The organism is Dactylosporangium maewongense, assembly GCF_039531485.1.
Taxonomy (GTDB): domain Bacteria; phylum Actinomycetota; class Actinomycetes; order Mycobacteriales; family Micromonosporaceae; genus Dactylosporangium; species Dactylosporangium maewongense.
In genome coordinates this window covers 1-21,667 of record NZ_BAAAQD010000049.1, presented here as the reverse complement: position 1 = coordinate 21,667, position 21,667 = coordinate 1, and the positions used below count along the sequence as shown (strand labels likewise).

Annotated in this window: 29 protein-coding genes; 17 read left to right on the top strand and 12 right to left on the bottom strand. The window is 74.4% G+C overall.

The window, feature by feature from the left end; all coding sequences use genetic code 11:
- Positions 1 to 5: 5 nt before the first annotated feature.
- The gene (ahcY, locus tag ABD332_RS56250) at positions 6 to 1,466 is read left to right on the top strand and encodes an adenosylhomocysteinase (protein WP_344514741.1); all 1,461 of its coding nucleotides are present in this window, start codon (positions 6 to 8) and stop codon (positions 1,464 to 1,466) included.
- On the opposite strand, the gene ABD332_RS56245 is transcribed toward ahcY, so the two are convergent.
- Positions 1,460 to 1,879, bottom strand: a complete 420-nt coding sequence (locus ABD332_RS56245) for a hypothetical protein (protein ID WP_344514739.1) — start codon at positions 1,877 to 1,879, stop codon at positions 1,460 to 1,462. The genes ahcY and ABD332_RS56245 overlap by 7 nt on opposite strands.
- 223 nt (positions 1,880 to 2,102) lie before the next feature.
- Here ABD332_RS56245 and ABD332_RS56240 point away from each other — a divergent pair, with 223 nt between their 5' ends.
- Genes ABD332_RS56240 through ABD332_RS56230 form a run of 3 tightly spaced genes read left to right on the top strand, consistent with a single transcriptional unit; the run spans position 2,103 to position 3,537 of the window.
- The gene (locus tag ABD332_RS56240; RefSeq protein ID WP_344514737.1) at positions 2,103 to 2,537 is read left to right on the top strand and encodes a DUF4231 domain-containing protein; all 435 of its coding nucleotides are present in this window, start codon (positions 2,103 to 2,105) and stop codon (positions 2,535 to 2,537) included.
- Positions 2,534 to 3,001 carry a hypothetical protein gene (locus ABD332_RS56235; protein ID WP_344514735.1) on the top strand — a complete coding sequence of 156 codons (468 nt, stop codon included), beginning with the start codon at positions 2,534 to 2,536 and terminating at the stop codon, positions 2,999 to 3,001. Before ABD332_RS56240 ends, ABD332_RS56235 begins: the two co-directional genes overlap by 4 nt.
- The gene (locus ABD332_RS56230) at positions 2,998 to 3,537 is read left to right on the top strand and encodes a hypothetical protein (protein WP_344514733.1); all 540 of its coding nucleotides are present in this window, start codon (positions 2,998 to 3,000) and stop codon (positions 3,535 to 3,537) included. The genes ABD332_RS56235 and ABD332_RS56230 overlap by 4 nt, the downstream gene beginning before the upstream one ends.
- 9 nt (positions 3,538 to 3,546) lie before the next feature.
- Here ABD332_RS56230 and ABD332_RS56225 read toward each other — a convergent pair whose 3' ends face one another.
- Positions 3,547 to 4,572: an NAD-dependent epimerase/dehydratase family protein gene (locus tag ABD332_RS56225; protein ID WP_344514731.1), complete on the bottom strand. Its 1,026-nt coding sequence runs from the start codon at positions 4,570 to 4,572 to the stop codon at positions 3,547 to 3,549.
- A 113-nt stretch (positions 4,573 to 4,685) separates the two neighbouring features.
- Between ABD332_RS56225 and ABD332_RS56220 the strand changes: the two genes are divergently transcribed.
- The 7 genes from ABD332_RS56220 to ABD332_RS56190 are packed head-to-tail and all read left to right on the top strand — an operon-like array spanning position 4,686 to position 10,225.
- A complete protein-coding gene (locus tag ABD332_RS56220; RefSeq protein WP_344514729.1) occupies positions 4,686 to 5,339 on the top strand; it encodes a glycosyltransferase family 2 protein in 654 nt (217 codons plus the stop codon).
- Positions 5,336 to 5,974: a TIGR04282 family arsenosugar biosynthesis glycosyltransferase gene (locus ABD332_RS56215; protein ID WP_344514727.1), complete on the top strand. Its 639-nt coding sequence runs from the start codon at positions 5,336 to 5,338 to the stop codon at positions 5,972 to 5,974. Before ABD332_RS56220 ends, ABD332_RS56215 begins: the two co-directional genes overlap by 4 nt.
- The gene (locus tag ABD332_RS56210; protein ID WP_344514725.1) at positions 5,971 to 6,615 is read left to right on the top strand and encodes a methyltransferase domain-containing protein; all 645 of its coding nucleotides are present in this window, start codon (positions 5,971 to 5,973) and stop codon (positions 6,613 to 6,615) included. The genes ABD332_RS56215 and ABD332_RS56210 overlap by 4 nt, the downstream gene beginning before the upstream one ends.
- Complete coding sequence (locus ABD332_RS56205) at positions 6,591 to 7,700, top strand: molybdopterin-dependent oxidoreductase (RefSeq protein ID WP_344514723.1); 1,110 nt, start codon at positions 6,591 to 6,593, stop codon at positions 7,698 to 7,700. The genes ABD332_RS56210 and ABD332_RS56205 overlap by 25 nt, the downstream gene beginning before the upstream one ends.
- Entirely contained in the window at positions 7,697 to 8,092 is a 396-nt protein-coding gene (locus ABD332_RS56200) for a hypothetical protein (RefSeq protein WP_344514721.1), read from the top strand. The genes ABD332_RS56205 and ABD332_RS56200 overlap by 4 nt, the downstream gene beginning before the upstream one ends.
- Positions 8,089 to 9,414: a glycosyltransferase 87 family protein gene (locus tag ABD332_RS56195; RefSeq protein ID WP_344514719.1), complete on the top strand. Its 1,326-nt coding sequence runs from the start codon at positions 8,089 to 8,091 to the stop codon at positions 9,412 to 9,414. Before ABD332_RS56200 ends, ABD332_RS56195 begins: the two co-directional genes overlap by 4 nt.
- The gene (locus ABD332_RS56190; protein WP_344514717.1) at positions 9,344 to 10,225 is read left to right on the top strand and encodes an LLM class flavin-dependent oxidoreductase; all 882 of its coding nucleotides are present in this window, start codon (positions 9,344 to 9,346) and stop codon (positions 10,223 to 10,225) included. Before ABD332_RS56195 ends, ABD332_RS56190 begins: the two co-directional genes overlap by 71 nt.
- Here ABD332_RS56190 and ABD332_RS56185 read toward each other — a convergent pair.
- Positions 10,215 to 10,814, bottom strand: coding sequence for a class I SAM-dependent methyltransferase (locus ABD332_RS56185; RefSeq protein WP_344514715.1), 600 nt, complete (start codon positions 10,812 to 10,814; stop codon positions 10,215 to 10,217). The genes ABD332_RS56190 and ABD332_RS56185 overlap by 11 nt on opposite strands.
- Before the next feature lie 109 nt (positions 10,815 to 10,923).
- Here ABD332_RS56185 and ABD332_RS56180 point away from each other — a divergent pair, with 109 nt between their 5' ends.
- On the top strand, positions 10,924 to 11,418 hold the full coding sequence (locus ABD332_RS56180) for a SigE family RNA polymerase sigma factor (RefSeq protein ID WP_344514713.1): 495 nt from the start codon (positions 10,924 to 10,926) through the stop codon (positions 11,416 to 11,418).
- Positions 11,415 to 12,446, top strand: coding sequence for a hypothetical protein (locus tag ABD332_RS56175; protein ID WP_344514711.1), 1,032 nt, complete (start codon positions 11,415 to 11,417; stop codon positions 12,444 to 12,446). Before ABD332_RS56180 ends, ABD332_RS56175 begins: the two co-directional genes overlap by 4 nt.
- A 5-nt stretch (positions 12,447 to 12,451) precedes the next feature.
- On the opposite strand, the gene ABD332_RS56170 is transcribed toward ABD332_RS56175, so the two are convergent.
- The 3 genes from ABD332_RS56170 to ABD332_RS56160 form a co-directional block, all read right to left on the bottom strand.
- The gene (locus ABD332_RS56170) at positions 12,452 to 13,402 is read right to left on the bottom strand and encodes a hypothetical protein (RefSeq protein WP_344514709.1); all 951 of its coding nucleotides are present in this window, start codon (positions 13,400 to 13,402) and stop codon (positions 12,452 to 12,454) included.
- Positions 13,403 to 13,436: 34 nt separating this feature from the next.
- Entirely contained in the window at positions 13,437 to 14,285 is an 849-nt protein-coding gene (locus ABD332_RS56165) for an aminoglycoside phosphotransferase family protein (RefSeq protein WP_344514707.1), read from the bottom strand.
- An 86-nt stretch (positions 14,286 to 14,371) separates the two neighbouring features.
- Positions 14,372 to 14,725: a hypothetical protein gene (locus tag ABD332_RS56160; protein ID WP_344514705.1), complete on the bottom strand. Its 354-nt coding sequence runs from the start codon at positions 14,723 to 14,725 to the stop codon at positions 14,372 to 14,374.
- Positions 14,726 to 14,754: 29 nt separating this feature from the next.
- On the opposite strand from ABD332_RS56160, the gene ABD332_RS56155 reads away from it, so the two are divergent.
- Genes ABD332_RS56155 through ABD332_RS56145 form a run of 3 tightly spaced genes read left to right on the top strand, consistent with a single transcriptional unit; the run spans position 14,755 to position 17,101 of the window.
- Positions 14,755 to 15,282 (top strand): GrpB family protein, encoded by a 528-nt coding sequence (locus ABD332_RS56155; RefSeq protein WP_344514703.1) that lies wholly within the window; start codon positions 14,755 to 14,757, stop codon positions 15,280 to 15,282.
- A 48-nt stretch (positions 15,283 to 15,330) separates the two neighbouring features.
- On the top strand, positions 15,331 to 16,290 hold the full coding sequence (locus ABD332_RS56150; RefSeq protein ID WP_344514701.1) for an NAD(P)-dependent alcohol dehydrogenase: 960 nt from the start codon (positions 15,331 to 15,333) through the stop codon (positions 16,288 to 16,290).
- A gap of 43 nt (positions 16,291 to 16,333) precedes the next feature.
- Positions 16,334 to 17,101, top strand: coding sequence for an ATP-grasp domain-containing protein (locus ABD332_RS56145; protein ID WP_344514699.1), 768 nt, complete (start codon positions 16,334 to 16,336; stop codon positions 17,099 to 17,101).
- Between the two features lie 33 nt (positions 17,102 to 17,134).
- On the opposite strand, the gene ABD332_RS56140 is transcribed toward ABD332_RS56145, so the two are convergent.
- Positions 17,135 to 17,716 (bottom strand): TetR/AcrR family transcriptional regulator, encoded by a 582-nt coding sequence (locus ABD332_RS56140; RefSeq protein ID WP_344514698.1) that lies wholly within the window; start codon positions 17,714 to 17,716, stop codon positions 17,135 to 17,137.
- Positions 17,717 to 17,758: 42 nt separating this feature from the next.
- On the opposite strand from ABD332_RS56140, the gene ABD332_RS56135 reads away from it, so the two are divergent.
- Positions 17,759 to 18,196, top strand: coding sequence for a nuclear transport factor 2 family protein (locus ABD332_RS56135; RefSeq protein WP_344514697.1), 438 nt, complete (start codon positions 17,759 to 17,761; stop codon positions 18,194 to 18,196).
- 17 nt (positions 18,197 to 18,213) lie between these two features.
- On the opposite strand, the gene ABD332_RS56130 is transcribed toward ABD332_RS56135, so the two are convergent.
- From ABD332_RS56130 to ABD332_RS56110, 5 genes are all read right to left on the bottom strand, one after another.
- Positions 18,214 to 19,116: a serine hydrolase domain-containing protein gene (locus ABD332_RS56130; protein ID WP_344514696.1), complete on the bottom strand. Its 903-nt coding sequence runs from the start codon at positions 19,114 to 19,116 to the stop codon at positions 18,214 to 18,216.
- Between the two features lie 120 nt (positions 19,117 to 19,236).
- Complete coding sequence (locus ABD332_RS56125; protein WP_344514694.1) at positions 19,237 to 19,902, bottom strand: DUF6193 family natural product biosynthesis protein; 666 nt, start codon at positions 19,900 to 19,902, stop codon at positions 19,237 to 19,239.
- A complete protein-coding gene (locus tag ABD332_RS56120) occupies positions 19,899 to 20,177 on the bottom strand; it encodes a hypothetical protein (RefSeq protein ID WP_344514692.1) in 279 nt (92 codons plus the stop codon). The genes ABD332_RS56125 and ABD332_RS56120 overlap by 4 nt, the downstream gene beginning before the upstream one ends.
- 10 nt (positions 20,178 to 20,187) lie before the next feature.
- Complete coding sequence (locus ABD332_RS56115; protein WP_344514690.1) at positions 20,188 to 20,604, bottom strand: MmcQ/YjbR family DNA-binding protein; 417 nt, start codon at positions 20,602 to 20,604, stop codon at positions 20,188 to 20,190.
- Positions 20,591 to 21,421, bottom strand: a complete 831-nt coding sequence (locus ABD332_RS56110; RefSeq protein ID WP_344514688.1) for a hypothetical protein — start codon at positions 21,419 to 21,421, stop codon at positions 20,591 to 20,593. Before ABD332_RS56110 ends, ABD332_RS56115 begins: the two co-directional genes overlap by 14 nt.
- Between the last annotated feature and the right edge of the window lie 246 nt (positions 21,422 to 21,667).

The window sequence follows — 21,667 nt, the reverse complement described above, 5'->3', positions numbered from 1 at the left end:
AGGCTATGCACAAGTATCTGCAGACGCGCAACGGGATCGAGTTCGCCGTTGCCGATCTCTCCCTCGCGGCCGCCGGCCGGACCCAGATCCGCCTCGCCGAGCACGAGATGCCGGGCCTGATGGCGACGCGCCGCGAGTTCGCCGACGCGCAGCCGTTGCGTGGCGCGCGGATCGCCGGCTCCCTGCACATGACCGTGCAGACGGCGGTGCTCATCGAGACCCTCGTCGCGCTCGGCGCCGAGGTCCGCTGGGTGTCCTGCAACATCTTCTCCACCCAGGACGAGGCGGCGGCCGCGGTCGTCGTCGGCCCGCACGGGACGGTCGACGCGCCAACCGGCACGCCGGTGTTCGCGTGGAAGGGCGAGACGCTCGCCGAGTACTGGTGGTGCACCGACCAGCTGTTCGACTTCGGCGACGGCCTCGGCCCGAACATGATCGTCGACGACGGCGGCGACGCCACGCTGCTGGTGCACAAGGGCGTCGAGTTCGAGGCCGCGGGCCGGGTGCCGCAGCCGACGTCCGCCGATTCGGAGGAGTTCGCGCTGGTACTCGGTACCCTCGCCGACAGCCTCGCGAAGGACAACCGGCGCTTCACGAAGCTGGCCGCCGGCATCCGCGGCGTCACCGAGGAGACCACCAACGGCGTCAAGCGGCTCTACAAGCTCGCCGAGAGCGGTGAGCTGCTGTTCCCCGCGATCAACGTCAACGACTCGGTCACCAAGTCGAAGTTCGACAACACGTACGGCATCCGCCACTCGCTGCTGGACGGCATCAACCGCGCCACGGACGTGATGCTGGCCGGGAAGCTCGCCGTCGTCTGCGGCTACGGCGACGTCGGCAAGGGCGCCGCCGAGGCGCTGCGCGGCATGGGGGCCCGGGTTGTCGTCACCGAGATCGACCCGATCTGCGCGCTGCAGGCCGCCATGCACGGGCTGCCCGTGGTCCGCCTCGAGGACGTCGTCGCGACCGCGGACCTGTTCATCACCACCACCGGCAACAAGGACATCATCATGGCCGCCGACCTGGCCGCCATGAAGCACAACGCGATCGTCGGCAACGTCGGACACTTCGACAACGAGATCGACATGGCCGGGCTGGCGAAGGTCCCGGGCATCGTGAAGAACGAGATCAAGCCGCAGGTGCACGAGTGGACGTTCCCCGACGGGCACGCGATCATCGTGCTGTCCGAGGGCCGGCTGCTCAACCTGGGCAACGCCACCGGTCACCCGAGCTTCGTCATGTCCAACAGCTTCACCAACCAGACGATCGCGCAGATCGAGCTGTTCACGAAGCCGGACGCGTACGAGCGCCAGGTGTACCGCCTGCCGAAGCACCTCGACGAGAAGGTCGCCGCGCTGCACCTCGAGGCGCTCGGCGTCCGGCTGACCGAGCTGACCAAGGAGCAGGCCGAGTACATCGGCGTCGATGTGGCAGGCCCGTACAAGCCGGAGCACTACCGCTACTGAGGGGTCAGCTCGGCCTCCTCGCAGTACCGCTTGAAGCCCTTCAGATCCATGCGCAGCCGGGCGTGCAGTTCCGCGTCCGGCTGCGCGCCGTGCGGGTGCACCAGTCGCTCGTCCAGCTGCGCGACCGCCACCACGTTGGTGGCGTCGTCGCCGAGCGGCTCCAGCCAGTACGCCTCGACGAGCTGCGCGCTGTCCCATCGCACGTACCGCCCCGGCTCGATGTCGCCGAGGACCGCGTCGATCTCGACCCGCCGCCCACCGATGTCGAGCGCCAGGTGCGCGGCGTCGTCGCCGGCCTGGCTCACGGCGAGCACCCCGGACATGAACCGCGGATGTTCGCTGAGATGCACCAGGTGCTCATAAGCACGCATCGCCGGCACGCCGATCCGCATCTCTTCCTGGGTGACGATCATCTGTCTCACCCCCTCGAGTCAACGGTACGCCGGAACCCCGCAAACCCTGCGCGCGGCACGGGTCGCCGGTTCGGGTCGGGTATGTGGACGAGGTGACCGTTGTCAACGGTTGCGGCGCTTTCGTAGATTCAATGCCGACGATGTCGATGGTGACGGAGGCGGCGTGCGCGACCTTTTCCGGCGGTTCCCGAGACGCGGATCGCGGATCGTTTCCGATCCGATCATGCCACCGGCGGCGAAGGCCGGTTACCCGGCGCTCGCCGAGGACTTCGAGGCGCTGCGCCCGGTCGAGGAGCGGTTCGAGCGCTACGACCTCGAGGCGCTGCGCGGCCAGCGCAGCTACCGGCTGCAGGGCATCGTCGTGCTGCTCGGCTCCGCGCTGCTGACCGGGCTCGGCGGGCTGCAGGCGGTCCTGTCGGACCAGCGCTGGCCGTCGGCGGTCCTGGCGGTGCTGGCGGTCGCGCTGGCGGGGGTGTCGCAGTTCGTCGTGGACGACCACGCGCTCGCCGACTACCGGCTCGCGCGGGTCAAGGCGGAGCGCCTGCGGGCGCTGTACTTCATCTATCTCGCCCGCGTCGAGCCATACACGGGCGACAATCGGGCGCGCCTGCTGGTCCGCGCGGTCGACGCGATCGACGAGGGTGAGGAGCTGACGTGACCGACCGCGAGTCGCAGTTCCGCGACCTGTACGAGCAGCACCGCGTACAGCAGCAGCAACGGTTTCTGGAGCGGCGGCGCGACGAGTTCCGCAACGCCTACAAGCAGGGCGTCCGGCTCCGCAACGGGCTGCTGGTGCTGTCGGGTGTGGTCGGCGCGACCGCGCAGGTGTTCAGCGGGCCGGGGTCGGCGACGGCCCGCGGCGTGTGCGGCCTGGTCGCGGCGCTGATCGCGGCGCTCGCCGGTGCGGTGGCCGGGTACAGCTCGCTGATGGGGTTCTCCAGCCTGCGGCGGTCCTATGAGGACGCGTTGAAGGGGGTACGCTCGGCCGGTCATTCCTGGCGGGACGCGCCGGACGACCGCGCCGCGCTGCTGCGGGTCGAGGATGTCCTGCGGACCGAGAACGGACACTGGGGGCAGCTGGTGGTCAGGCAGGCCGACGGCACGCCCAGCGTCGAGCGGTGATGCCCGTCGTGCTGGCCAGCGGCCATCTCGTCGACGCACCCGGCCGGCCGGCACCACGGTTTCCGCAGCGGGTCGCCGGCGAGGTCGCGAGGCTGGTGGCGGAGACGTTCGACGAGTGGCGGGTCGGGCCCGGGTCGGTGCTCGTGTGCGGCGGTGCCCGCGGCGCCGACCTGATCGCCGCGGAGGCCGCGCTCTCCCGGGGCGCGGCCGTGACGCTCTGCCTGGCGATGCCGGTCGCGGAGTTCGAGCCGTCGTCGGTGGCGCTGCCGGGCACCGACTGGAGCGCCCGCTTCGAGCGCGTGCTGCGCGGCAGCGAGGTCCGGGTGCTGCACAGTACCGGCGACGCCGACGTCTTCAGTCAGACGAACCAGTGGATGGTCGACCTCGTTAAGGGCCTCGACGACCGCCCGCGGGCGCTGCTGGTCTGGGACGGCCGCAACGGCGACGGACCCGGCGGCACCGCCGACATGGCGGCCCGCCTCGGTTACGACGTGACCGACCCGCACGTCCGGGTCATCGACCCGACCGCCCTCTGACGGACTCCCTCAGAGGGCGCGCAGCGGCGCGGTGGCGAAGTCGCGCAGGCCTTCGGTGAGGTCGACGGCGGCGGTGAAGCCGAGCTCGGCGCGGGCGCGGCCAGGGGCGGCGACCACGTGCCGGACGTCGCCGGCGCGGTGGTCGCCCGTGATCACCGGTGCCGGGCCGTCCATCGCGGCGGCGAGGGTCGCGGCCATGGCGCCGACGGTGGTCGGCCGGCCCGAGGCGATGTTGTACGCCCGGAACCCGTCGACCGCCGCGTCGAGCGCCAGCACGTTCGCGGCGGCGACGTCGGTGACGTGGACGAAGTCGCGGCGCTGCGCGCCGTCCTCGAAGACGCGCGGCGCCCGGCCGGCGGCGAGCGCGGAGCGGAAGATGGCGGCGACGCCGCTGTAGGGCGTGTCGCGGGGCATGCCGGGCCCGTACACGTTGTGGTACCGCAACGCCACCACCGTCCCCGCGCCGGCGAGCGCCCACGCCTGCGCGAGGTGCTCCTGGGCGACCTTCGTCGCGGCGTACACGCTGCGCGGCCGCGGCGGCGCGCCCTCGTCGACGTCGCGGGGCTCCAGCGGTGCGCCGCAGGCCGGGCAGCCCGGCTCGAACCGTCCGGCGTCGAGATCCGCGGCGGCGCGCGGCGCCGGTGACGTCGCACCGTGGGACGGGCACGCGTAGCCGCCCTCGCCGTAGACGACCATCGAGCTGGCCAGGACGAGCCGCCGCACGCCGACGCGGGCCATCTCCGCGAGCAGCACGGCGGTGCCGAGGTCGTTGCAGCCCACGTACTCCGGCAGGTCGGCCAGGTCGACACCCATGCCGACCATCGCCGCCTGGTGCACCACGGCGTCGACCCCGTCCAGCATCGCCGCGACCGCCGCCCGGTCACGCACGTCGACGCGGTCGGCGTCCGGCGGGGGCGAGCGGTGCGCGGCCGGGTGGAGCAGGTCGAGCACGCCGACGTCGTGGCCCGCGGCGCGCAGCGCGGTGACGACGTGACCGCCGATGAACCCGGCGCCGCCGGTGACGAGGATCCGCATGCCGTCGACCGTAGGCGGCGGCGACGGCGGTCGATGGCCGCGTTCGCGGTTCGTAATGGTTGGTTCGTTCTTCGTAAGATCTTCGCCCCGGGATCCTCGATAGCGTCCGATCCGTGCCAGATGTCGTATTGCCTTGTCTGAATGAGGCCGCCGCGTTGCCGTGGGTGCTGTCCCGGCTGCCGGACGGCTACCGGGCGGTCGTCGCCGACAACGGGTCCACCGACGGGTCGGCGGCGATCGCCGAGGCGCACGGCGCGGTCGTCGTCCACGCCGCGCCGCGAGGGTTCGGCGCCGCCGCCCACGCGGGCCTCGAGGCGGCGACCGCCGACGTCGTGTGCTTCATGGACGCCGACGGCTCGTTCGACCCACGGCAGCTGCCCCGCGTCACCGAACCGGTCCTGCGGGGGCGCCTCGACCTGTCGCTCGGCCGGCGCCGCCCGACCGCCCGCGGTGCCTGGCCGCTGCACGGCAGGGCCGGCAACGCCGTCGTGGCGTGGCGCCTGCGCCGCACCACCGGGATCCCCGTGCACGACCTCGGCCCCATGCGCGCCGCCCGCCGCGAGGCGCTGCTCGGGCTGGGGCTGCGCGACCGCAGGTTCGGCTACCCCCTGGAGATGATGGTCCGCGCCGCGGCGGCCGGGTGGCGCATCGCCGAGGTCGACGTCGACTACGCGCCCCGCATCGCCGGCGGCCGGTCGAAGGTCACCGGGTCGGTCCGCGGCACCGCCCGCGCCGTGCGCGACATGTCGAAGGTGCTGGCGCGATGAGGGTCCAGCTGCTGCTGCTGGCGAAGACGCCGGTGCCGGGACGGGTGAAGACCCGCCTCTGTCCCCCGTGCACACCGGCGGAGGCCGCCGGGATCGCCGCGGCCATGCTCGCCGACACCGTCGACGTCCTCACCGCCGCGCCCGCCGCCCGCCGGACCCTGGTCGTCGACGGCGACCTGCCCGCCCCGCCCGGCTGGCACCGCCACCCGCAGCGCGGCGACGGTCTCGGCGAGCGGCTCGCCGCCGCGTACGCCGACACCGCGCTCCCCGGCGTCGCCACCCTCCTCGTCGGCATGGACACCCCGCAGCTGCGCATCGGCCACATCGTCGCGGCCTGCGCGGCGCTCGCCACCACCGGGGCGGTCCTCGGTCCGGCGGAGGACGGCGGCTGGTGGGCGCTCGGCCTGCGGGACCCGTCCACCGCCAGGGTGCTCACGGGCGTCCCCATGTCCACCTCGGACACCGGTGCCGCCACCCACGCGGCGCTGCGCGGGCTGGGCCTCGGCGTGGCGACCCTGCCGACCCTGCGTGACGTCGACACCGCCGAGGACGCCCGGGCCGTCGCAGCCGGCTGCGAACCGGGCCGGTTCACGACGGCGGTTGCGGCGTCGGTACCGGCCGGAGCCGCGACATGAGCGCGCCGGTCGCCCTCTACGGTGCCGCGCTGCGCCGCGCCGCCCGCGGAGAGCCCGCCGCGATGGACCTGGTCGACGCGGACGGTGCCGTGGTCCGCCCGCTCGACGCCGGATCGTGGTCCGGCGCGCCGCGGGCCGGCGACGCGCAGCTCGTCCAGCGGTGCACGGACGGCACCCTCGACCTCGGCTGCGGCGCGGGCCGGCTCACGGAGGCCGTCGCCGCGACCGGCCGCCGCGTCCTCGGCGTCGACGTCAGCCCGCAGGCCGTCCGGTACGCGCGCCGCCGCGGCGCATCCGTCATCCGCGGCGACCTGTTCGCCCCGCTGCCCCGTGAGGGCGACTGGACCTGCGCGCTGCTCGCCGACGGCAACATCGGCATCGGCGGCGACCCGGCCCGGCTGCTGCGCCGCTGCCGGAGCCTCATCGGCGGCGACGGCAGCGTCCTCGTCGAGGTCGACCCGCCGGGCGGGCGGACCTGGAGCGGCCGGGTCGCGCTCACCGACGCGGACCGGACCAGCACCGCGTTCGCGTGGGCGTTCGTCAGCGTCGACGACATCGCCGCCGTCGCACGCGACGCCGCCCTGCGGCTCGCCGGGACCTGGACGGAGGCCGGCCGATGGTTCGCCCACCTGACGCCCTGACGCGCCTGGCGCGGCGGCCCACGGATCCGCGCCTGACCGCGCACCTGGGCCTGTGGCTCGCCGGGGCGTTCACCGTGTGCCTCGTGACCGGCCTGATCAGCCACGCGATCCAGCACCCGCCCGGGTGGTGGCGCTGGCCCTCGCGCCCGGTCAACCTGTACCGGCTGACCCAGGGGCTGCACGTCGCCACCGGCCTCGCGTGCTTCCCGCTGCTCACCGCGAAGGTCTGGTCGGTCTACCCGAAGCTGTTCGCGTGGCCGCCGGTGCGCGGTGTGGCGCACGCCCTGGAGCGCGGCACCGTCGCGCTGCTGTCCGCCGCCGCGCTGTTCGAGCTCGTCACCGGCCTGCTCAACATCGCCTACTGGTACTCGCTGATGCCGTTCGGGTTCGTCGGCGCGCACTACTGGACGGCGTGGCTGCTGGCCGGCGCGGTGCTGCTGCACGTCGCGGCGAAACTGCCGGTCCTCCGCACGCCGGCCCCGTCGCCGTCCGCCCGGCGGTCCCGCCGTGCGGTCCTCGGACTCGTCGGGACGGCGGCGGGGGTCATCACCGTCGCCACCGCCGGGCAGACGGTCCGCCCGCTGCGGCGGCTGTCGCTGCTGGCGCCGCGGCTGCCCGGTGTCGGCCCGCAGGGTGTGCCGGTGAACAAGACCGCGGCCGCCGCCGGCGTGACCGCGGTGGACGGCGGCTACCGGCTCGTGGTGACCGGCCCCGGCGGCCGGCACGCGCTGAGCCTCGCCGACCTGGAGGCGATGCCGCAGCACACGGTGTCGCTGCCGATCGCCTGCGTCGAGGGCTGGAGCGCCGACGCCGAATGGACCGGCGTCCGGGTCGCCGACCTGCTCCGCCTCGTCGGCGCCGCGGGCCTCGCGGTGACCGTCGAGTCGCTGCAGCGCGACGGCGGCTACCGCACATCCACAGTGGACGCCCGGTTGGCGCAGGACCCGTTGACGCTGCTGGCGTTGCGGCTGCACGGCGAGCCGCTGCACCCCGACCACGGCTACCCGTGCCGGCTCATCGCACCGGACCGGCCGGGCGTGCTGCAGACGAAGTGGGTCGGCGCGCTGACCGTGATGTCGCCGTGAGGGCGCTGCTGGTGGCCCTCGGGCTCGCCGCCGCCGGCTACGGCGCCTACGGCCTGCTCACCGACGGCGGCGCGAACCCGCTCGGGCAGCTGGTGTTCGCCGCCGTGCTGCTCGCCGGCCACGACTTCCTCGTCGTCCCCGCCGTCGTCCTCGCCGGCGTCGCGCTCACCCGGTGGGTGCCGCGACCGGCCCGCGGCCCGGTGCGGGCGGCGCTCGTCGTCAGCGCCGCGGTGACCGTCGTCGCGCTGCCGTTCGTCATCGGCGCGGGCCGCGTCCCAGGCAACCCGTCCGCGTTCCCGCAGTCCTACGGCCGGGGTCTCGCGCTGGTCGTCGCCGTCGTGTGGGCGGTCGCGGGCGCGTGGACCGTCGCGAACCTGCGGAGGCGGCGATGACCGCGCGGCGGGTCGCGGCGGTCGCGTGCCTGGCCGCGATGCTGGCGGCGCTGCTGGTGCTGCCGGGCCGCTGGTACCTGCTGATGTGGCTGCCGTTCGCGGCCGGCGCGTGGCTGGTCTGCCGCCTCGACCGCCGCACCGCCCTGGTCCTCGTGCTCGCCGGTGGCGCCGCGCTGCCCCTCACCGCCGGGCTGGAGCCGCCGAACAGCAGCGACGACATGTACCGCTACGTGTGGGACGGCCGGGTCCAGCGCGCGGGGATCGACCCCTACCGGTTCCCGCCGTCCGCGCCGGAACTCACCCGCCTGCGCGACGGTTTCCTGTGGCCGGAGCACTCGAACTGGTGCGTGCCGAGCGGGTGCACGCTCATCAACCGGCCGGACGTGCCGACGATCTATCCGCCGGTCGCGGAGGCCTTGTTCGCGGTGGTGCCCGACGGCGCGCGGACCCGCCCGATGCAGCTGACCATGTCGGCGTTCGCGCTCGGCACGGCGATGCTGCTCTGGTACGCCCTGCGCCGCCTCGGCCGCGACCCCCGGCGCGCGGTGCTGTGGGCGTGGTGCCCGCTCGTCGCGCTGGAGGCGGGCAACAACGCGCACGTCGACGTCGCGGCGGTCGCGCTCGCCGCCGCCGCCCTGTACGTGCTGGCCCGGGCCGGCACCCGGCGGGCGGCGGCCCTCGGTGGGCTGCTGCTCGGGCTGGCGGTGGCCACGAAGCTCACCCCGGCGCTGCTCGGCCCCGCGGTCCTGCGGCGGCGGCTGGTCACCGTCGCGCTCGCCGCGGCCGGCGCGGTCGCCGCCGTGTACCTGCCGCACGTCGTCGCGGCCGGGCCCGCGGTCCTCGGCTACCTGCCCGGCTACCTGCACGAGGAGGGCTACGCGAGCGGCACCCGCTTCGCGCTGCTCGCCCTGCTGCTGCCCGGCCCCGCCGTCGCGCCCGCGGCCGTGCTGCTGCTCGCCGCGGCCGCCGTGCACGTGGCGCGGACCGCCGACCCGGACCGGCCGTGGCGGGGCGCCGCCGTCATGGTCGCGGCGGCGCTGCTCGTGACCGCGCCGACCTACCCGTGGTACGCGATGCTGCTGGTCATGCTCGTCGCCTACGGCGCGCCCGCCGAATGGCTCACCCTCGCCGTCGCGGGCACCTTCGCGCAGCTCGCCACGGACCTGGGCCTGGTGCAGACGACGGTGCAGCGGGTCGCGTACGGCGCCGCGCTGGTCGTGGTCGTCGCCGGGGCCCGCATAAGATCGCGGCATGCGACTCGGCGTGCTGCTGCTCCCGACCGACCCGTGGCCGCGCTCGGTCGCCCGGGCCCGCCACCTTGAGGCGCTCGGCTACGCGCACCTGTGGACCTACGACCACCTGTCGTGGCGCCGGTACCGCGACGAGCCGTGGCACGCGGCGATCCCCTGGCTGACCGGGCTCGCCGGGGTGACGAGCCGGGTGCGGCTCGGGACGATGGTCACGTCGCCGACGTTCCGGCACCCGGTGCTGCTGGCGAAGGAAGCGCTGACGCTCGACCACGTCAGCGACGGCCGGCTCACCCTCGGCGTCGGCGCGGGCGGCACCGGCTTCGACGCCACCGTCCTCGGCGACCCGGTGCTCAGCCCTCGGCAACGGGCGGACCGGCTCACCGAGTTCGTCGACGTGCTCGACGGGCTGTTGCGCTCGCAGGTGTACTCGCACCGGGGCGAGCACTACACCGTCGACGACGCCCGGATGGTCCCCGGCTGTGTCCAGCGGCCCCGGCTGCCCATCGCCCTCGCGGCCGCGGGCCCTCGCACGCTCGCGCTCACCGCCCGGCACGCCGACGCGTGGATCACCTTCGGCGAGCCCGACGCCGCGGACCAGTCCCCGGCCGCGATCGAGGCCGCGGTCCGCCGCCAGGCCGCGATCCTCGACGACCGCTGCGCCGCCCTCGGCCGCGACCCGGCGGCGCTGGACCGCATCTACCTCGTCGGCAACACCGCCGAGCGGCCCCTGGCGAGCGTCGCCGCGTTCGAGGACTTCGTCGGCCGGTACGAGGCGCTCGGCTTCACCGACGTCGTCTTCCACGACCCGCGCCCCGGCGACCCCGTGTGGACGGAGGACCCGGAGATCGCCGACGCGATCGCCGAGCGGCTCATCAAGCGGTGACGGCCGCGATGGCGGCGTGCGCGCGGTGGGTGCCGTCGGCGGGCCGCCGCCACCGTTCGACCTCGGCGAAGCCGGCCTGCGCCAGGAGGCCGGAGAACTCGTCGACGGGCCACCGGTAGGCCGTCACGACCTTGTGGTCGAACGCCTCGACCGCGTCGCCGTCGAAGAACCCGACGACCAGCGCCCCGCCCGGGGCCATGGCCCGCCGCAGCTCGGCGAGGACGCCGCCGACCTCCTGCGGTGTCCGGTGGATCAGCGAGTACCAGGACAGGATCCCCGCCACGGACCCGTCGGCCACGGGCAGGTGGTCCATCGACCCGAGCAGGTACCTGCCGCCCGGGAACGCCGCCCCGGCGTGGGCGATGAACTCGGGCACCAGGTCGATCCCGGTCGCGTCGACGCCGAGCGAGCGCAGGTGGTCCGTCATGTGCCCCGGCCCGCAGCCCACGTCGAGCACCGTGCCGGCCCTCGTCAGGTGCCGCTCGATGAACGCGAGGTCGTCGGCGTGCGACTGCTCCCGCGTCCCGAACAACTCGATGTAGAGGTCCGACACCGCCCCGTACGCCACCCGCACCCGTCCCAGATCCACCGCGTCACCCTAACGTCGAAATTTGCCCGGGGCGGCGGTGGCCATATCGGTGCGCCGGGTGCGTTCTCCTACCGTCCGGAACGAATCGGCGCGAGGAGAGGCGCTTCTGGTGACGTTTGAGGAGTTCGTCGCGTCGCGGCTGGCGGCGTTGCTGCGGTACGCGACGGTGGTGACCTGGAACCCGCACCTCGCCGAGGACGTGGTGCAGGAGGTCCTCGTCCGTGCGCAGGCGCGGTGGGGGCGGATCAGCCGGGTCGAGGCGCCCGAGCGGTACGTGCAGCGCATGGTCGTCAACGAGTTCCTGTCGTGGCGGCGCCGGGCGGCGGCCAGGCTGCTGCACCTCGGCGACGGGATCGACATGCCGGAGCCGGACCACGCGGAGCGGCACGCGGACCGCGACGCCATGATGCGGCTCATCGGGAGCCTGCCGCCACGGCAGCGGGCCGTGATCGCGCTGCGGTTCTACGAGGACATGTCCGTCGAGGAGATCGCCGACGTCCTGAGCTGCCGGACGTCGACGGTCCGCACCCACCTGAGCCGGGCCATGGACACGCTGCGCGCGGCCCTGCCCGGCTCGCTCATCACCACGAAGGAGGCACCGTGACCACGGAGCTCGAGACGCTCGTCCGCGAGCTGCAGGAGCAGCGGGCCGACGCCGCACCGGACCCCGACCGGATCCGCGGCGCGCTGCCCGAGCTGATCGCCCGGCGGCGGACCACCCGGACGGTCGTCGCCACCGTCGCCGCCGTCCTGGTGCTCGCCCTCGCCGTGCCCGTCACGTTGGCCGCCACCGGCCGGCGCCAGGCCGGCCCGCCGGCGGCGAGCCCGGGCCGGGCCACGACCCCCGGCATCGCGCTGCGGTACAGCCCGACCTGGGTTCCGGGCGGCTACCGGGAACGGCTGCGGGCGCTGGTCATCGTCGACCGGGAGACGGGGGACGACATCCTCCGCAGGTGGACCGACGGCCCGATGCTCGGCCAGTTCCAGCCGATGGTGCGATACCTGGACCTCGAGATCCTCGAGATGTCCGCGCGCCCCGGCCCGGCCCAGGACGGCGCGGTGGACATCAACGGTGTCCCCGGCACCGTGTTCGTCGGCTCGGTGCCGGACAGCAAGGCAGTGGTCAGTTGGCAGATCGACGCCACACACTCCGCCCGCGTAGAGGCTTCCCCGGCGATCTCGCAGGACGACATCCTCCGCGTCGCGCGTTCCGTGCGCCCGGATCCGGCCGTGTTCAGCCCGCCGGTGCAGCAGGGACGGCAAGGGCAACTGGCCAGCGGCAAGTACGACATGATCGCCGACGATCCCGGGCACTGGGGCACCACCTCGATCATGTCCGATGTTGTCGCGCCGCTGTTGTCGCTCAAGGTGACGGTCGGCCCGGCCTTCGACGTCCCGGAGGGTGGTGACCCGGTGCGCGTCCGTGGCGCGACCGGCCGGATCGTCGCCACCGTCCCCCCGGCGAGCAACCTCCAGTGGACGCTGACCCTCGTGGTGACGCTGCCGGACGGCCGGCCGCTGACCGTGGAGAGCAGTGTCGGCGGCGACTCGCCCGCGGCCCGCGAGGCCCTGGTCCGGGCCGTCGACGGCCTCGTCATCGACCCCGCACCGGACGTGTCGTGGGCGCAGTGACCGCGTCAGCCTCTGGCCTCGTAGGAGGCGGTCACACCGAGAGCCAGGAGGAGCCGGCAGAGCACCGCGTAGCCGGAGCCGTCGCGGTGGTCGGTGTACGTGCGGGCCTTGCCGGCGACCGGGCGCACCTTCACGCGGCCGGGCCGTAGCTCGATCCGGTCGATCGCCGCCCAGGGCGTGACCGTGGTGTCCTTGGGGCCGGCGATGCCGTCGCGGGTCACCCGGACGCCGCCGCGGGTGAGGACGGCGCCGCCGCGCACGGCGCCGGCCTGGCAGGTCACGACCGGGGTGACGGCCCGGTCGACGATCAGGCCGGCGATCGTGGGGAACCTGGGGATGGCGGCGCCGACCTCGGCCGGCATCAGCGCGGCGATCATGCCGCCGATCGGGGCGTACGGGTCGAGCGCGTTCTCGTACTTCGCGGTGACGGGCACGGTCCGGCCGCCGGCGGTGGTCAGCACGAACCCGTCGTCGGCCCAGCTGCTGTTCGACTCCCCGCCGTCGTGGCGCCACGCGTCGACCGCGTCGGTGATCTCGTCCCAGCGGACCGGCCGCGGCGGCCCGTCGGGGTCGACCTCGGCGAAGCCGCCGCCGTAGGCGTACAGCCACCGGGTGAACCGGCGGCGCCGCGTGATCAGGACGCACACCACGACGTACGGGCCCACGAGGAACGGCAAGACGCCGATGAACGGCAGCGCCCGGTCCGGGTTCCACAGCACGAGCAGGACGACGCCGGCCACGTACGCGACGGCCGGCGCCACCAGCCACAGCACCCGCCGCGCGCCGAGCGGCGGGGTGACCTCGGTGTGGTAGATGCCCAGCGGGTCGCCGAGGCCGAGCCCCTGGCCGACCCGCACCGCGTGCTCCCAGTTGGCGGCGTGGTCCTGCCGCCGGCGCTCGACCTGCTGGCCGAACCGCTCGTCCAGCCGCCGCCGCGCCTCAGGGCTCATCCCCATGCACACCTGGATAGCACCGCCGGGCAATCCCGCCTCAGCGGCCGGCGAGCCAGCTCACCCACTCCGGGATGCGGCGGAGGCTCTTCGCGGTGCCGCGGAGCCGGGCGAGGCACTCGGACGCGGACCGGGCCCGGTCGGCAGGGCCGTCGCCGCGGTGGCCGAGGGCCCGCCACAGCAGCCACTCGGCGGTGCGCAGCTGCGCCTCCACGATGCCGTGGAAGAGTGCGGGGTCCGGCGGGATCGGGCGGCCGCCCGCGCGGTGGTAGGCGGCGACGGTACGGCTGAAGGCCCGCCGCTCCTCGAAGCCCATCGCGAGGGCCGAGCGCAGCAGCTCGTGCTCGGCGAGGTCGGGGCCGGCGCCGTCCCAGTCGAGCAGCACCGGTCCGGCCGCGGTGAGCAGGACGTTGTCGGGTTTGATGTCGCGGTGCGAGGCGACCGGTGTCAGCGCCGGGCCCGGCCGGGCGAGGTGCGCCAGGGCCGCCGCGACGGTCGGCAGGTGCTCGCGGACCTGCCGGGTGAAGTTCGTGTCGTGGCCGTCGAGCCACTCGTGCCAGGCGTCGACCGGGTACAGCGCGGGCGGCAGCGGCCCGTCGGCGGCGGGTTCACGGTGCAGGACGGCGAGGGTCGCGCCGGTCCAGTCGGCGAGGTCGTCGCCGGGGTCCGCCGGGTTGTGCCCGTCGCACCAGCGGTGCAGCTGCCAGTGCTCTGTGGTGCCCTCGGCCTCGATCGCCGCGACCAGGGGTGGCAGCCGCTCGGGCCGGCTCACGCGGGCCGCTTGCTCGATCCGGGCGGCGGCGTGGTACTCGTCCCACCACCACGGCTCGTCGACGACGTTGAGGCGTTTCGCGGCATAGCTGCCGGTCGCCGTCCGCAGCCGGTACACCGCGTGGGAGACGCCCCCGTCGACGCGGACGAGCGGTGCGGCCGGGCGGCCGGCGTCGAACGCGGCGGCGACCAGCGCGGCGGTGTCTACGACGACCGCAGCCGTTCGGCGTGGGCGGCGTCGGCGGCGGCGATCCCGGCCGGGCCGCTGCGCAGCAGCCGCCAGTGGGTGACGACGCCGTCGGGTCCGGTCAGCTCGCCGGCGGCCAGCGCCCCGTCGATGCCGGCGCGGACGCGGGCCTCGTCGGCGGGCTCGGCGGCGAACAGCACCCGCAGCCGCAGCTCGTCGCCGTCGCGGACCGCCACGGTCTGGTGGGCGGCGAGCGGGCACGGCGGCTCGTGGTCGTAGGCGCCGCACAGCGCGACGGTGATCGCGCCGCCGGGGGCGCGCTCGTCGCCGGTCAGATCGAGCACCGCGGTGTGGGCGTAGGTCTCACGCATCCCAGCAGTATGCCGGGTAGGGTCCCGGTGTGCTGATCGAGATCCATGACCATGACCCGGCGTGGGCGGACGCGGCCCGGCGTGCGGTCGAGGAGCTGACCGCGGCGCTGCCCGGGCTGTTCGGCGCCGTCGAGCACGTGGGCAGCACCGCCGTGCCGGGGCTGGCGGCGAAGCCGGTCATCGACCTGATGGCGGCCACCGTCGCTCTCGACGCCGTGGTCGAGGCCGACGAGGTGCTCGGGTCGCTGGGGTACCGCCGGCTGGAGACCGGCATGCGGGGCCGGCTGTTCTACCGGCGGGACGGTTCGCCGGTCGCCTACCACCTGCACGTGGTAACCGCGGACACCTGGGACACGCGCAACGAGCGGCTCCTGCGCGACCACCTGCTGCGCTATGCGGCGGACCGCGACGAGTACGGCGCGCTGAAGCGGCGGCTGGCCGAAGCCGGGCCCGACGGCGACGCGTACACGCGGGCCAAGACCGCGCTCATCCAGCGGATGGTCGACGCGGCCCGCGACGCCCGGGGGCTGCCGCGCGTCGACGTCTGGGAGGACTGACCTCGGCACTCAGCGTGCTGACAGGTTCCTCTCCGCATGATGTCGCGCATGCGAGCGGTCATGTTCAACGCGTACGGTCCGCCCGAGGTCCTCACCCAGGTGTCGCTGCCGGCGCCTGAGCCGAAGCGCGACCAGGTGCTGGTCCGCGTGCACGCCACGACGGTCACCACCGCCGAGTGCGGGATGCGCCGCGGCGAGCCACGCTGGGGGCGGGTCATCCTCGGGATCCGGCGCCCCCGCAAGGGCATCCGCGTGCTCGGCCTGGAGTTCGCCGGCGAGGTCGCCGCCGTCGGGCCGGCGGTCAGCCGCACCAGGGTCGGGGACCGGGTCTTCGGGTTCACGGGCTTCTCCGTCGGCGCGAACGCCGAGTACAAGTGCCTGCCGGAGAAGGCGTCGTTCACCACGATCCCCGACGGGGTCGGCTACACCGAGGCCGCCGCGGCCGTCGACGGCTTCACGACCGCCTGGCACTTCCTGCACACCATGGCCGGCGTCCGCGCCGGGCAGCGGGTCCTCGTCATCGGCGGGTCGGGCAGCATCGGCACCTACGCCGTCCAGATCGCCGCCCACGCCGGCGCCGAGGTCCACGCCGTGTGCAGCGGCCGCAACGCGAAGCTCGTCGAGTCCCTCGGCACCACCCGCGTGCACGACTACACGGTCTCGGACTTCACCACCAGCGGCGAACGGTACGACGTCGTCTTCGACACCGTCAGCCGCAGCTCGTTCGCCGCCTGCCGCCCGGTCCTCGCCCCGCGCGGCTGCTACCTGCCCACCACCGGCATGGTGAACAACGTCCACGCCCTGCGCACCGCGGTCACCGGCGGTCCCCGCGTCCGCACCGGCATGTCGGTCCGCAAGCACGCCGCGCTCGCCGAGCTCCGCGACCTCCTTGCCCAGCAACGCCTCCGCGTCGTCATCGACCGCACGTACCCGATGACCGAGATCGTCGAGGCGCACCGGTACGTCGACAGCGGCCACAAGGTCGGCAACGTCGTCGTGACCGTCTGAAATCCACTGTGGCCGGTGCGGGTGCTGCGGCAGAATCCCGGGCGTGACCGACTTCCTCGTGCTGCCGCCCAGGCTCGACGCGACCGCCCGGCTGCTGGCCGCCGCGGCCCGGCGGCGGGGGCTGCCGGTGGCGCAGGGGCGGCACGAGCTGCGCGGAGCCGGGCACGTGTACGGCGGGCCGGTGTTCGCCGGTGAGGTGGCGGCGGCGCTGGACCTGGCGCTGCTGGAGCCGGCCGACGACTGGCTGGTGACCTTGCCCTACCGGTACACCTGCCGCGACATCGTCATGAGCACCGTCGGGGACGCGCGGTGGACGCGGACGCCGGCGTTCGTGAAGCAGCCCCGGGACAAGGACCTGCCGGCGACGGTCTACGCCGACGGGTCGCGGCTGCCGGCGCTGGCGGCGGACACGCCGGTGCTGGTGAGCGGGATCGTGTCGTTCCTGGTGGAGTACCGGCTGTTCGTGCTCGACGGGGTCGTGCACGCGGGCAGCCGGTACGCCACGCACGGGCGCCTCGACCCGGCGCCGCTGGACGGTTGCCGGGACCGGGACGCGGTGCTCGAGTTCGCGGGCGGACTGCTCGGCGCGTGCGCGGGCGGGCTGCCGAGCGCGGTGGTCGTGGACGTCGGGCTGGCGAGCGACGCCGACCGGGGCGAGGAGCGGTGGGCGGTGGTGGAGGCGAACATGGGCTGGTTCAGCAGCGGCTACGCCGCCGACCCGGACCGGGTGCTCGACGTGGTGCTGCGCGCGGCCGGCCCGCGCGACCGTCTCCTCCCCCGCGACGCGCCCTTCGACCGGGCGGTCTCCTGACAGCCGCTCATCGCTGGGCGGCGTCGGCTCTGCTCATCGGCGGGTAAGGCCGTCGAAGACGATGGCGAGCATGCGGGCGCGGACGTCGTCGTCGAGGCCGGCCTGGGAGGCGGCGCGGGAGGTGGCGACCAGCAGCGCGTACACCTCGGGCAGCTCGGCGTCGTCGCGGACGGCGCCGGCCCGCTGGGCGCGCTCCAGCAGGGCGCCGAACGACCTGCGCAGGCCGAGGGAGGCCTGGACCGCCTCTGTGTCGCCCTCTGTGTCCCCGCCGCCGGTCAGGTCGTGCAGCGCCTCGCCGATGGCGATCTTCGTGGCGGCGTCGGCGACGAGGTGGCCGAAGAAGCCGAAGAACGCCGCGCCGGGGTCGTCGGCGTCCAGCAGCGCGTCGGCGTGCGCGCGGAGCCGGTCGAAGCGGCGTACCAGGACCGACTCCACCAGCGCCGCCTTGGTCGGGAAGTGCCGGAAGACGGTGGCGATGCCGACACCCGCGAGCCGCGCCACCTCCTCGGTCGAGGCCGCCTTGCCGCCGGTACCGAAGACGTGCTCGGCGGCGTCGAGGATGCGCTGCCGGTTGGCCTGCGCGTCGGCGCGTGGTGGACGGCCGGGCATTCGCATCGTTCCCTTGTTCCGGAGTCGCGACTCCGTATAATCGGAGTCATGACTCCACATCGTAGTCCCCGCGAGGTGTTCCTGGCGCTCGTCACCGGCGTGGCCGAGGGGCGGTGGGAGGAGCTGCCCGACCTATACGCCGAGCAGACGCACGTCGTGCACCCGTTCGACCCGCTGCGCGGTCCGGCGCTGCGCTCCCGGGACGAGCTGCGCGCGCACTTCACGCCGACCGGCACCGGACCGGCGCTCGACCGCCGCGCCACCAACATCACCATCCACGAGACCACCGACCCCGAGGTGGTGATCGCCGAGTTCGAGTACCAGGGCACCGCCGACGGCAAACCGTTCACGCAGCCCGGCATCTTCGTGCTCCGGGTCCGCGACGGCGAGATCGTCAGCTCCCGCGACTACTTCGACCACGTCACCGGCGCCGCCGTCCGCGGCCGCCTCGACGACCTGGTCGCGGCCGTGAAGGCCCGCGGTTAGCGCCGCAGCCGTGCCGCTCAGCCCAGGCGGTCGAGGATGAGCTCGTGGATGGCCTCGAGCAGGTCGACCTCGCGCTCGGAGTGGGCGGTGACGGTGACGGCGGCGCGGCGGGCCGGGCAGATGACGGCGTACTGGCCGTAGCGGCCGTCCATCCGGTACATGCCGTCCCGGTCGATCCAGACGCCGAGCCCGTATCCGTGGTTGAACCGCTCGCTCTCGATGATGCTGCTCGTGTCCGCGAACTCCTGCGTCATCCGCCGCACGTAGTCCGCCGGGACGAGCTGCCGGCCGTTCCACTTGCCTTCCCGCAGCAGCAGCCGCGCGAAGCGGGCGAGCTCGCCGGTGCGCAGGAACAGGTCGCTCGCCGCGAACGGGAACCCCTGCGGGCACGTGTGCCAGGCCGGGTTGTGCAGGTCCAGCGGCGCGAACAGCCGCGGCATCAGGAAGTCCCGCACGTCGGCGCCGGTGGCCCGCGCGATGACCCGCCCGATCGCGTACGGCCCGGAGTCGGTGTACGCGAACCGGGTCCCCGGCACGGCGTCCAGCGGCGCGGCCACGATCTCGTGCAGCAGGTCGAGCGCGTCGACCCGCATGTCGGCGAACCATTCGTGGCTCGTGCCGCTCGCCATCGTGGCGAGGTGCCGCAGCGTGACGTCCTCGACCCCGTCGGCCGCGATGGGCCGCAACTCCGGGAAGTGGTCGAGGAGCCGGTCGTCGAGGCTGAGCCGCCCTTCGGCCTCCGCGATGCCGAGCGCGACGGACGTGAACGTCTTCGACACCGAATACAGGTTGACCCGGTCGTCGGACCGCACCCGCCGCTCGACGTCCTCGTCGCCCTCCCGGTGCACATGCACCCCGTACACGCCGAGGTCCCGCTCTCGGTTGGCTCTGATGAAGTCGTCCAGGAGCTCCTCACCCACAGCCGGATCGTACCGGCCCGACCGTTTCGACACCGCCGCCTCGCCGATCATGACCGACGCCGACCCCACACCGCCGGCACCACCTGAGGCCGATGCCGTCGCCGAGACAGCACCGGCGGGTCAGGGGGTGGCGAGGAGCAGGGCGATGCTGCCGGCGGTGTCGGTCTCGCCGAGGTCGGGGCCGCCGCGCAGCCACACCCGGAACACGTCGTCGGCGAGGGCGGTGACGCACGGGTAGGCCCTTGCCGGCGAGGACGGGTCGCGGACGCTGAACACCCGCATGTGGCTGACGAGGACGGGGGTCAGGGCGCGGAGGCGGGGCTCGTGGAAGGCGGCGACGATGAACGGGACGAGCGGCGCGTGGAGCCAGCCTCGGTGGTTCGAGGCGTACCGGTGCCACATGTATTCGCGGTGGTCGCCGCGTTCGCGGGCGGCCAGCATCTCGACTGGGCCGAGCAGCGGGAACTCCGCGGCGAGGGCAGGCGCGGTGGAGCCGGACTGCCACCGGGCGGCGAGAGCGGCGGCCGTGGGCAGGTCGGGGACCCAGCCGTCGGCGATGCCGAGCGTGCCGCCGTAGCACCCGATGTTGTACGCCTTGCCGTTCGGCGGGGTGGCCAGGTGGTCCCAGTCGTAGACCGCCACGCGCGTGGTGCGCGGGCCGGCGCCGACCACCGCGTGCTCCGACGGGCAGGCGACGTCGTGCCGCGGGGAGACCGGCAGGACCACGCCGGTGCGGTCGAACTCCACCCGGAGGGCGGCGGCGAGGTCACCCGTGGCGGGGTTCATGCCGTGTCGCCGAGCAGCAGCCGCAGGCCCGTGAGGGTCAGGCCGGGCGGGGCGCCGGTGAGTTCGAACGCGGCGTTGAGACCGGCGGGGGCGACGTCTCGCGGGCGGCGGCCGCACATGTGCAGGACGCGGGCGATCGTGACCGGGTGCCGGGTGGTGCCGTCGGTCAGCCAGAGCTGGTCGCCGCGGGTGAGGTCGCCGTCGTGGGGGCGGCCGGTGACGGCGACACCGCCATACGGAGACGGGAAGCTGTCCTCGATCAGCATCCAGGCCACGGCGCCAAGGTTAGCGAGCGGCGAGCCAGGCGGCCGCCCGGCGGGCCGAGGCGCGGGACAGCCACGCGTCCTGGACGACCTCGGCGAGCTCTGCGTAGGTCAGATCGCCGATCCGGCAGGCCCGCAGCAGCACCGATGGGTGGCCGTTGAAGTGGGCGGTGGTGAAGAACGGCGTCGACGCGTCCTGGATCAGGGCCTGCTTGTCCGCGTCGGACTCGACCCAGAAGACGATCACGTCGGGGAACCGCTCGCCGGTGACGGGGTCGACCGCGTCGGGGCGCGGGTTGCGGAAGAAGACGAAGGACTTGCCGCCGACCTGGTAGACGGGGTTGTCGCCGGAGCCGTGGACGACCGTGACGTGCGGCATCCCGGCCGCCAGCGCGTGCACGTCCTCGACCGTCGCGGGCCGCCCGTCAACCTGAGACACGCCCCAACGTACCAGCGGATCCGGGCCGTCCCGCGCCGAAGTCCCAGCCGGGGATGTCCCAGGCGGACACCCAGCGCCCGCCGGCGTCGACCTGGCCGAGCGCGTAGCCGTTGGCGGCCTCGACCTCCTCGGCGGCCCACTGCGGGACCGGCGCCGGCCAACCGTTGAACCAGGCGTGGGTGAGCAGGGTGGCGAAGGCGGTGCCGGTCATGGTGCTCAGGGCGTGCAGGCAGCGACGGGCGGCGGTGAGGTCGGGTTCGACGTACACGAAGCGGCCCAGTTGGCGCTGGATCACGCCGGCGGCGGGGGCGAAGTCGAGGCGGGCGAGGCGGTCGACCAGTGCGCCGCGGACGGGCACGTCGAGGTCCGAGTCGAGGACGTCGCACAGCGACGGGGCGGCCTCGACCGGCCAGCCGGTCGACGCGAGCTCGGGCCAGCGGCCCGCGAGCGCGAGCCGGCGGACGGTGCCGTGCGGCCGCAGCGGCCGGGGGCCGGCCAGCTCGCACGGCGGCTCGCCCCAGTCCTCGGTGCGCCACGCGTGCGGCCACGGCGGCGGCATCCGACCGGCGGCGATCAGGGACCGCGACTCGAGGTCGTTGCGGTACCGCAGCGGCACCACGGTCAGCGGCAGTTCGTCACCGGTGCGCCGGTCGTACGCGACACGGGGACGGGTGCCGTGCCGCGGTCCGGGCCCGTGGGTCGCCCACTCCTCCAGGGGCATCCGGTGCCGTTCGCCGGTGGTGGCGTAGGCGATCAGGACGTTCTCCGGCACGTCCCACGCGGGGCCCAACCAGTGCGACGCAGGATCCACGGTCACCGGAGCAGCCTGGCACGCGCACCTGGTGACCACCTGGCCACGAGCTGGGACCTGGCCGTGAGAACAAGCAGCGGCCACCGCGCGAACAGTCGCACGGTGGCCCTCTGTGCACTGCGGTGAGGCGCCACCGCGCGAACAGTCGCACGGTGGCCCTCTGTGCACTGCGGTGAGGCGCCACCGCGCGAACAGTCGCACGGTGGCCCTCTGTGCACTGCGGTGAGGCGCCACCGCGCGAACAGTCGCACG

What these genes read in the sequence shown, in the direction of transcription:
- ABD332_RS56215 (WP_344514727.1), top strand. Translation starts at nt 5,336, where the DNA reads ATGAGGGTCCAGCTGCTGCTGCTGGCGAAGACGCCGGTGCCGGGACGG.
- ABD332_RS56225 (WP_344514731.1), bottom strand. Translation starts at nt 4,572, where the DNA reads ATGCGGATCCTCGTCACCGGCGGCGCCGGGTTCATCGGCGGTCACGTC.
- ABD332_RS56245 (WP_344514739.1), bottom strand. Translation starts at nt 1,879, where the DNA reads ATGATCGTCACCCAGGAAGAGATGCGGATCGGCGTGCCGGCGATGCGT.
- ABD332_RS56205 (WP_344514723.1), top strand. Translation starts at nt 6,591, where the DNA reads ATGGTTCGCCCACCTGACGCCCTGACGCGCCTGGCGCGGCGGCCCACG.
- ahcY (WP_344514741.1), top strand. Translation starts at nt 6, where the DNA reads ATGCACAAGTATCTGCAGACGCGCAACGGGATCGAGTTCGCCGTTGCC.
- ABD332_RS56135 (WP_344514697.1), top strand. Translation starts at nt 17,759, where the DNA reads ATGACTCCACATCGTAGTCCCCGCGAGGTGTTCCTGGCGCTCGTCACC.
- ABD332_RS56210 (WP_344514725.1), top strand. Translation starts at nt 5,971, where the DNA reads ATGAGCGCGCCGGTCGCCCTCTACGGTGCCGCGCTGCGCCGCGCCGCC.
- ABD332_RS56160 (WP_344514705.1), bottom strand. Translation starts at nt 14,725, where the DNA reads ATGCGTGAGACCTACGCCCACACCGCGGTGCTCGATCTGACCGGCGAC.
- ABD332_RS56140 (WP_344514698.1), bottom strand. Translation starts at nt 17,716, where the DNA reads ATGCGAATGCCCGGCCGTCCACCACGCGCCGACGCGCAGGCCAACCGG.
- ABD332_RS56170 (WP_344514709.1), bottom strand. Translation starts at nt 13,402, where the DNA reads ATGGGGATGAGCCCTGAGGCGCGGCGGCGGCTGGACGAGCGGTTCGGC.
- ABD332_RS56125 (WP_344514694.1), bottom strand. Translation starts at nt 19,902, where the DNA reads ATGAACCCCGCCACGGGTGACCTCGCCGCCGCCCTCCGGGTGGAGTTC.
- ABD332_RS56190 (WP_344514717.1), top strand. Translation starts at nt 9,344, where the DNA reads ATGCGACTCGGCGTGCTGCTGCTCCCGACCGACCCGTGGCCGCGCTCG.
- ABD332_RS56195 (WP_344514719.1), top strand. Translation starts at nt 8,089, where the DNA reads ATGACCGCGCGGCGGGTCGCGGCGGTCGCGTGCCTGGCCGCGATGCTG.
- ABD332_RS56240 (WP_344514737.1), top strand. Translation starts at nt 2,103, where the DNA reads ATGCCACCGGCGGCGAAGGCCGGTTACCCGGCGCTCGCCGAGGACTTC.
- ABD332_RS56150 (WP_344514701.1), top strand. Translation starts at nt 15,331, where the DNA reads ATGCGAGCGGTCATGTTCAACGCGTACGGTCCGCCCGAGGTCCTCACC.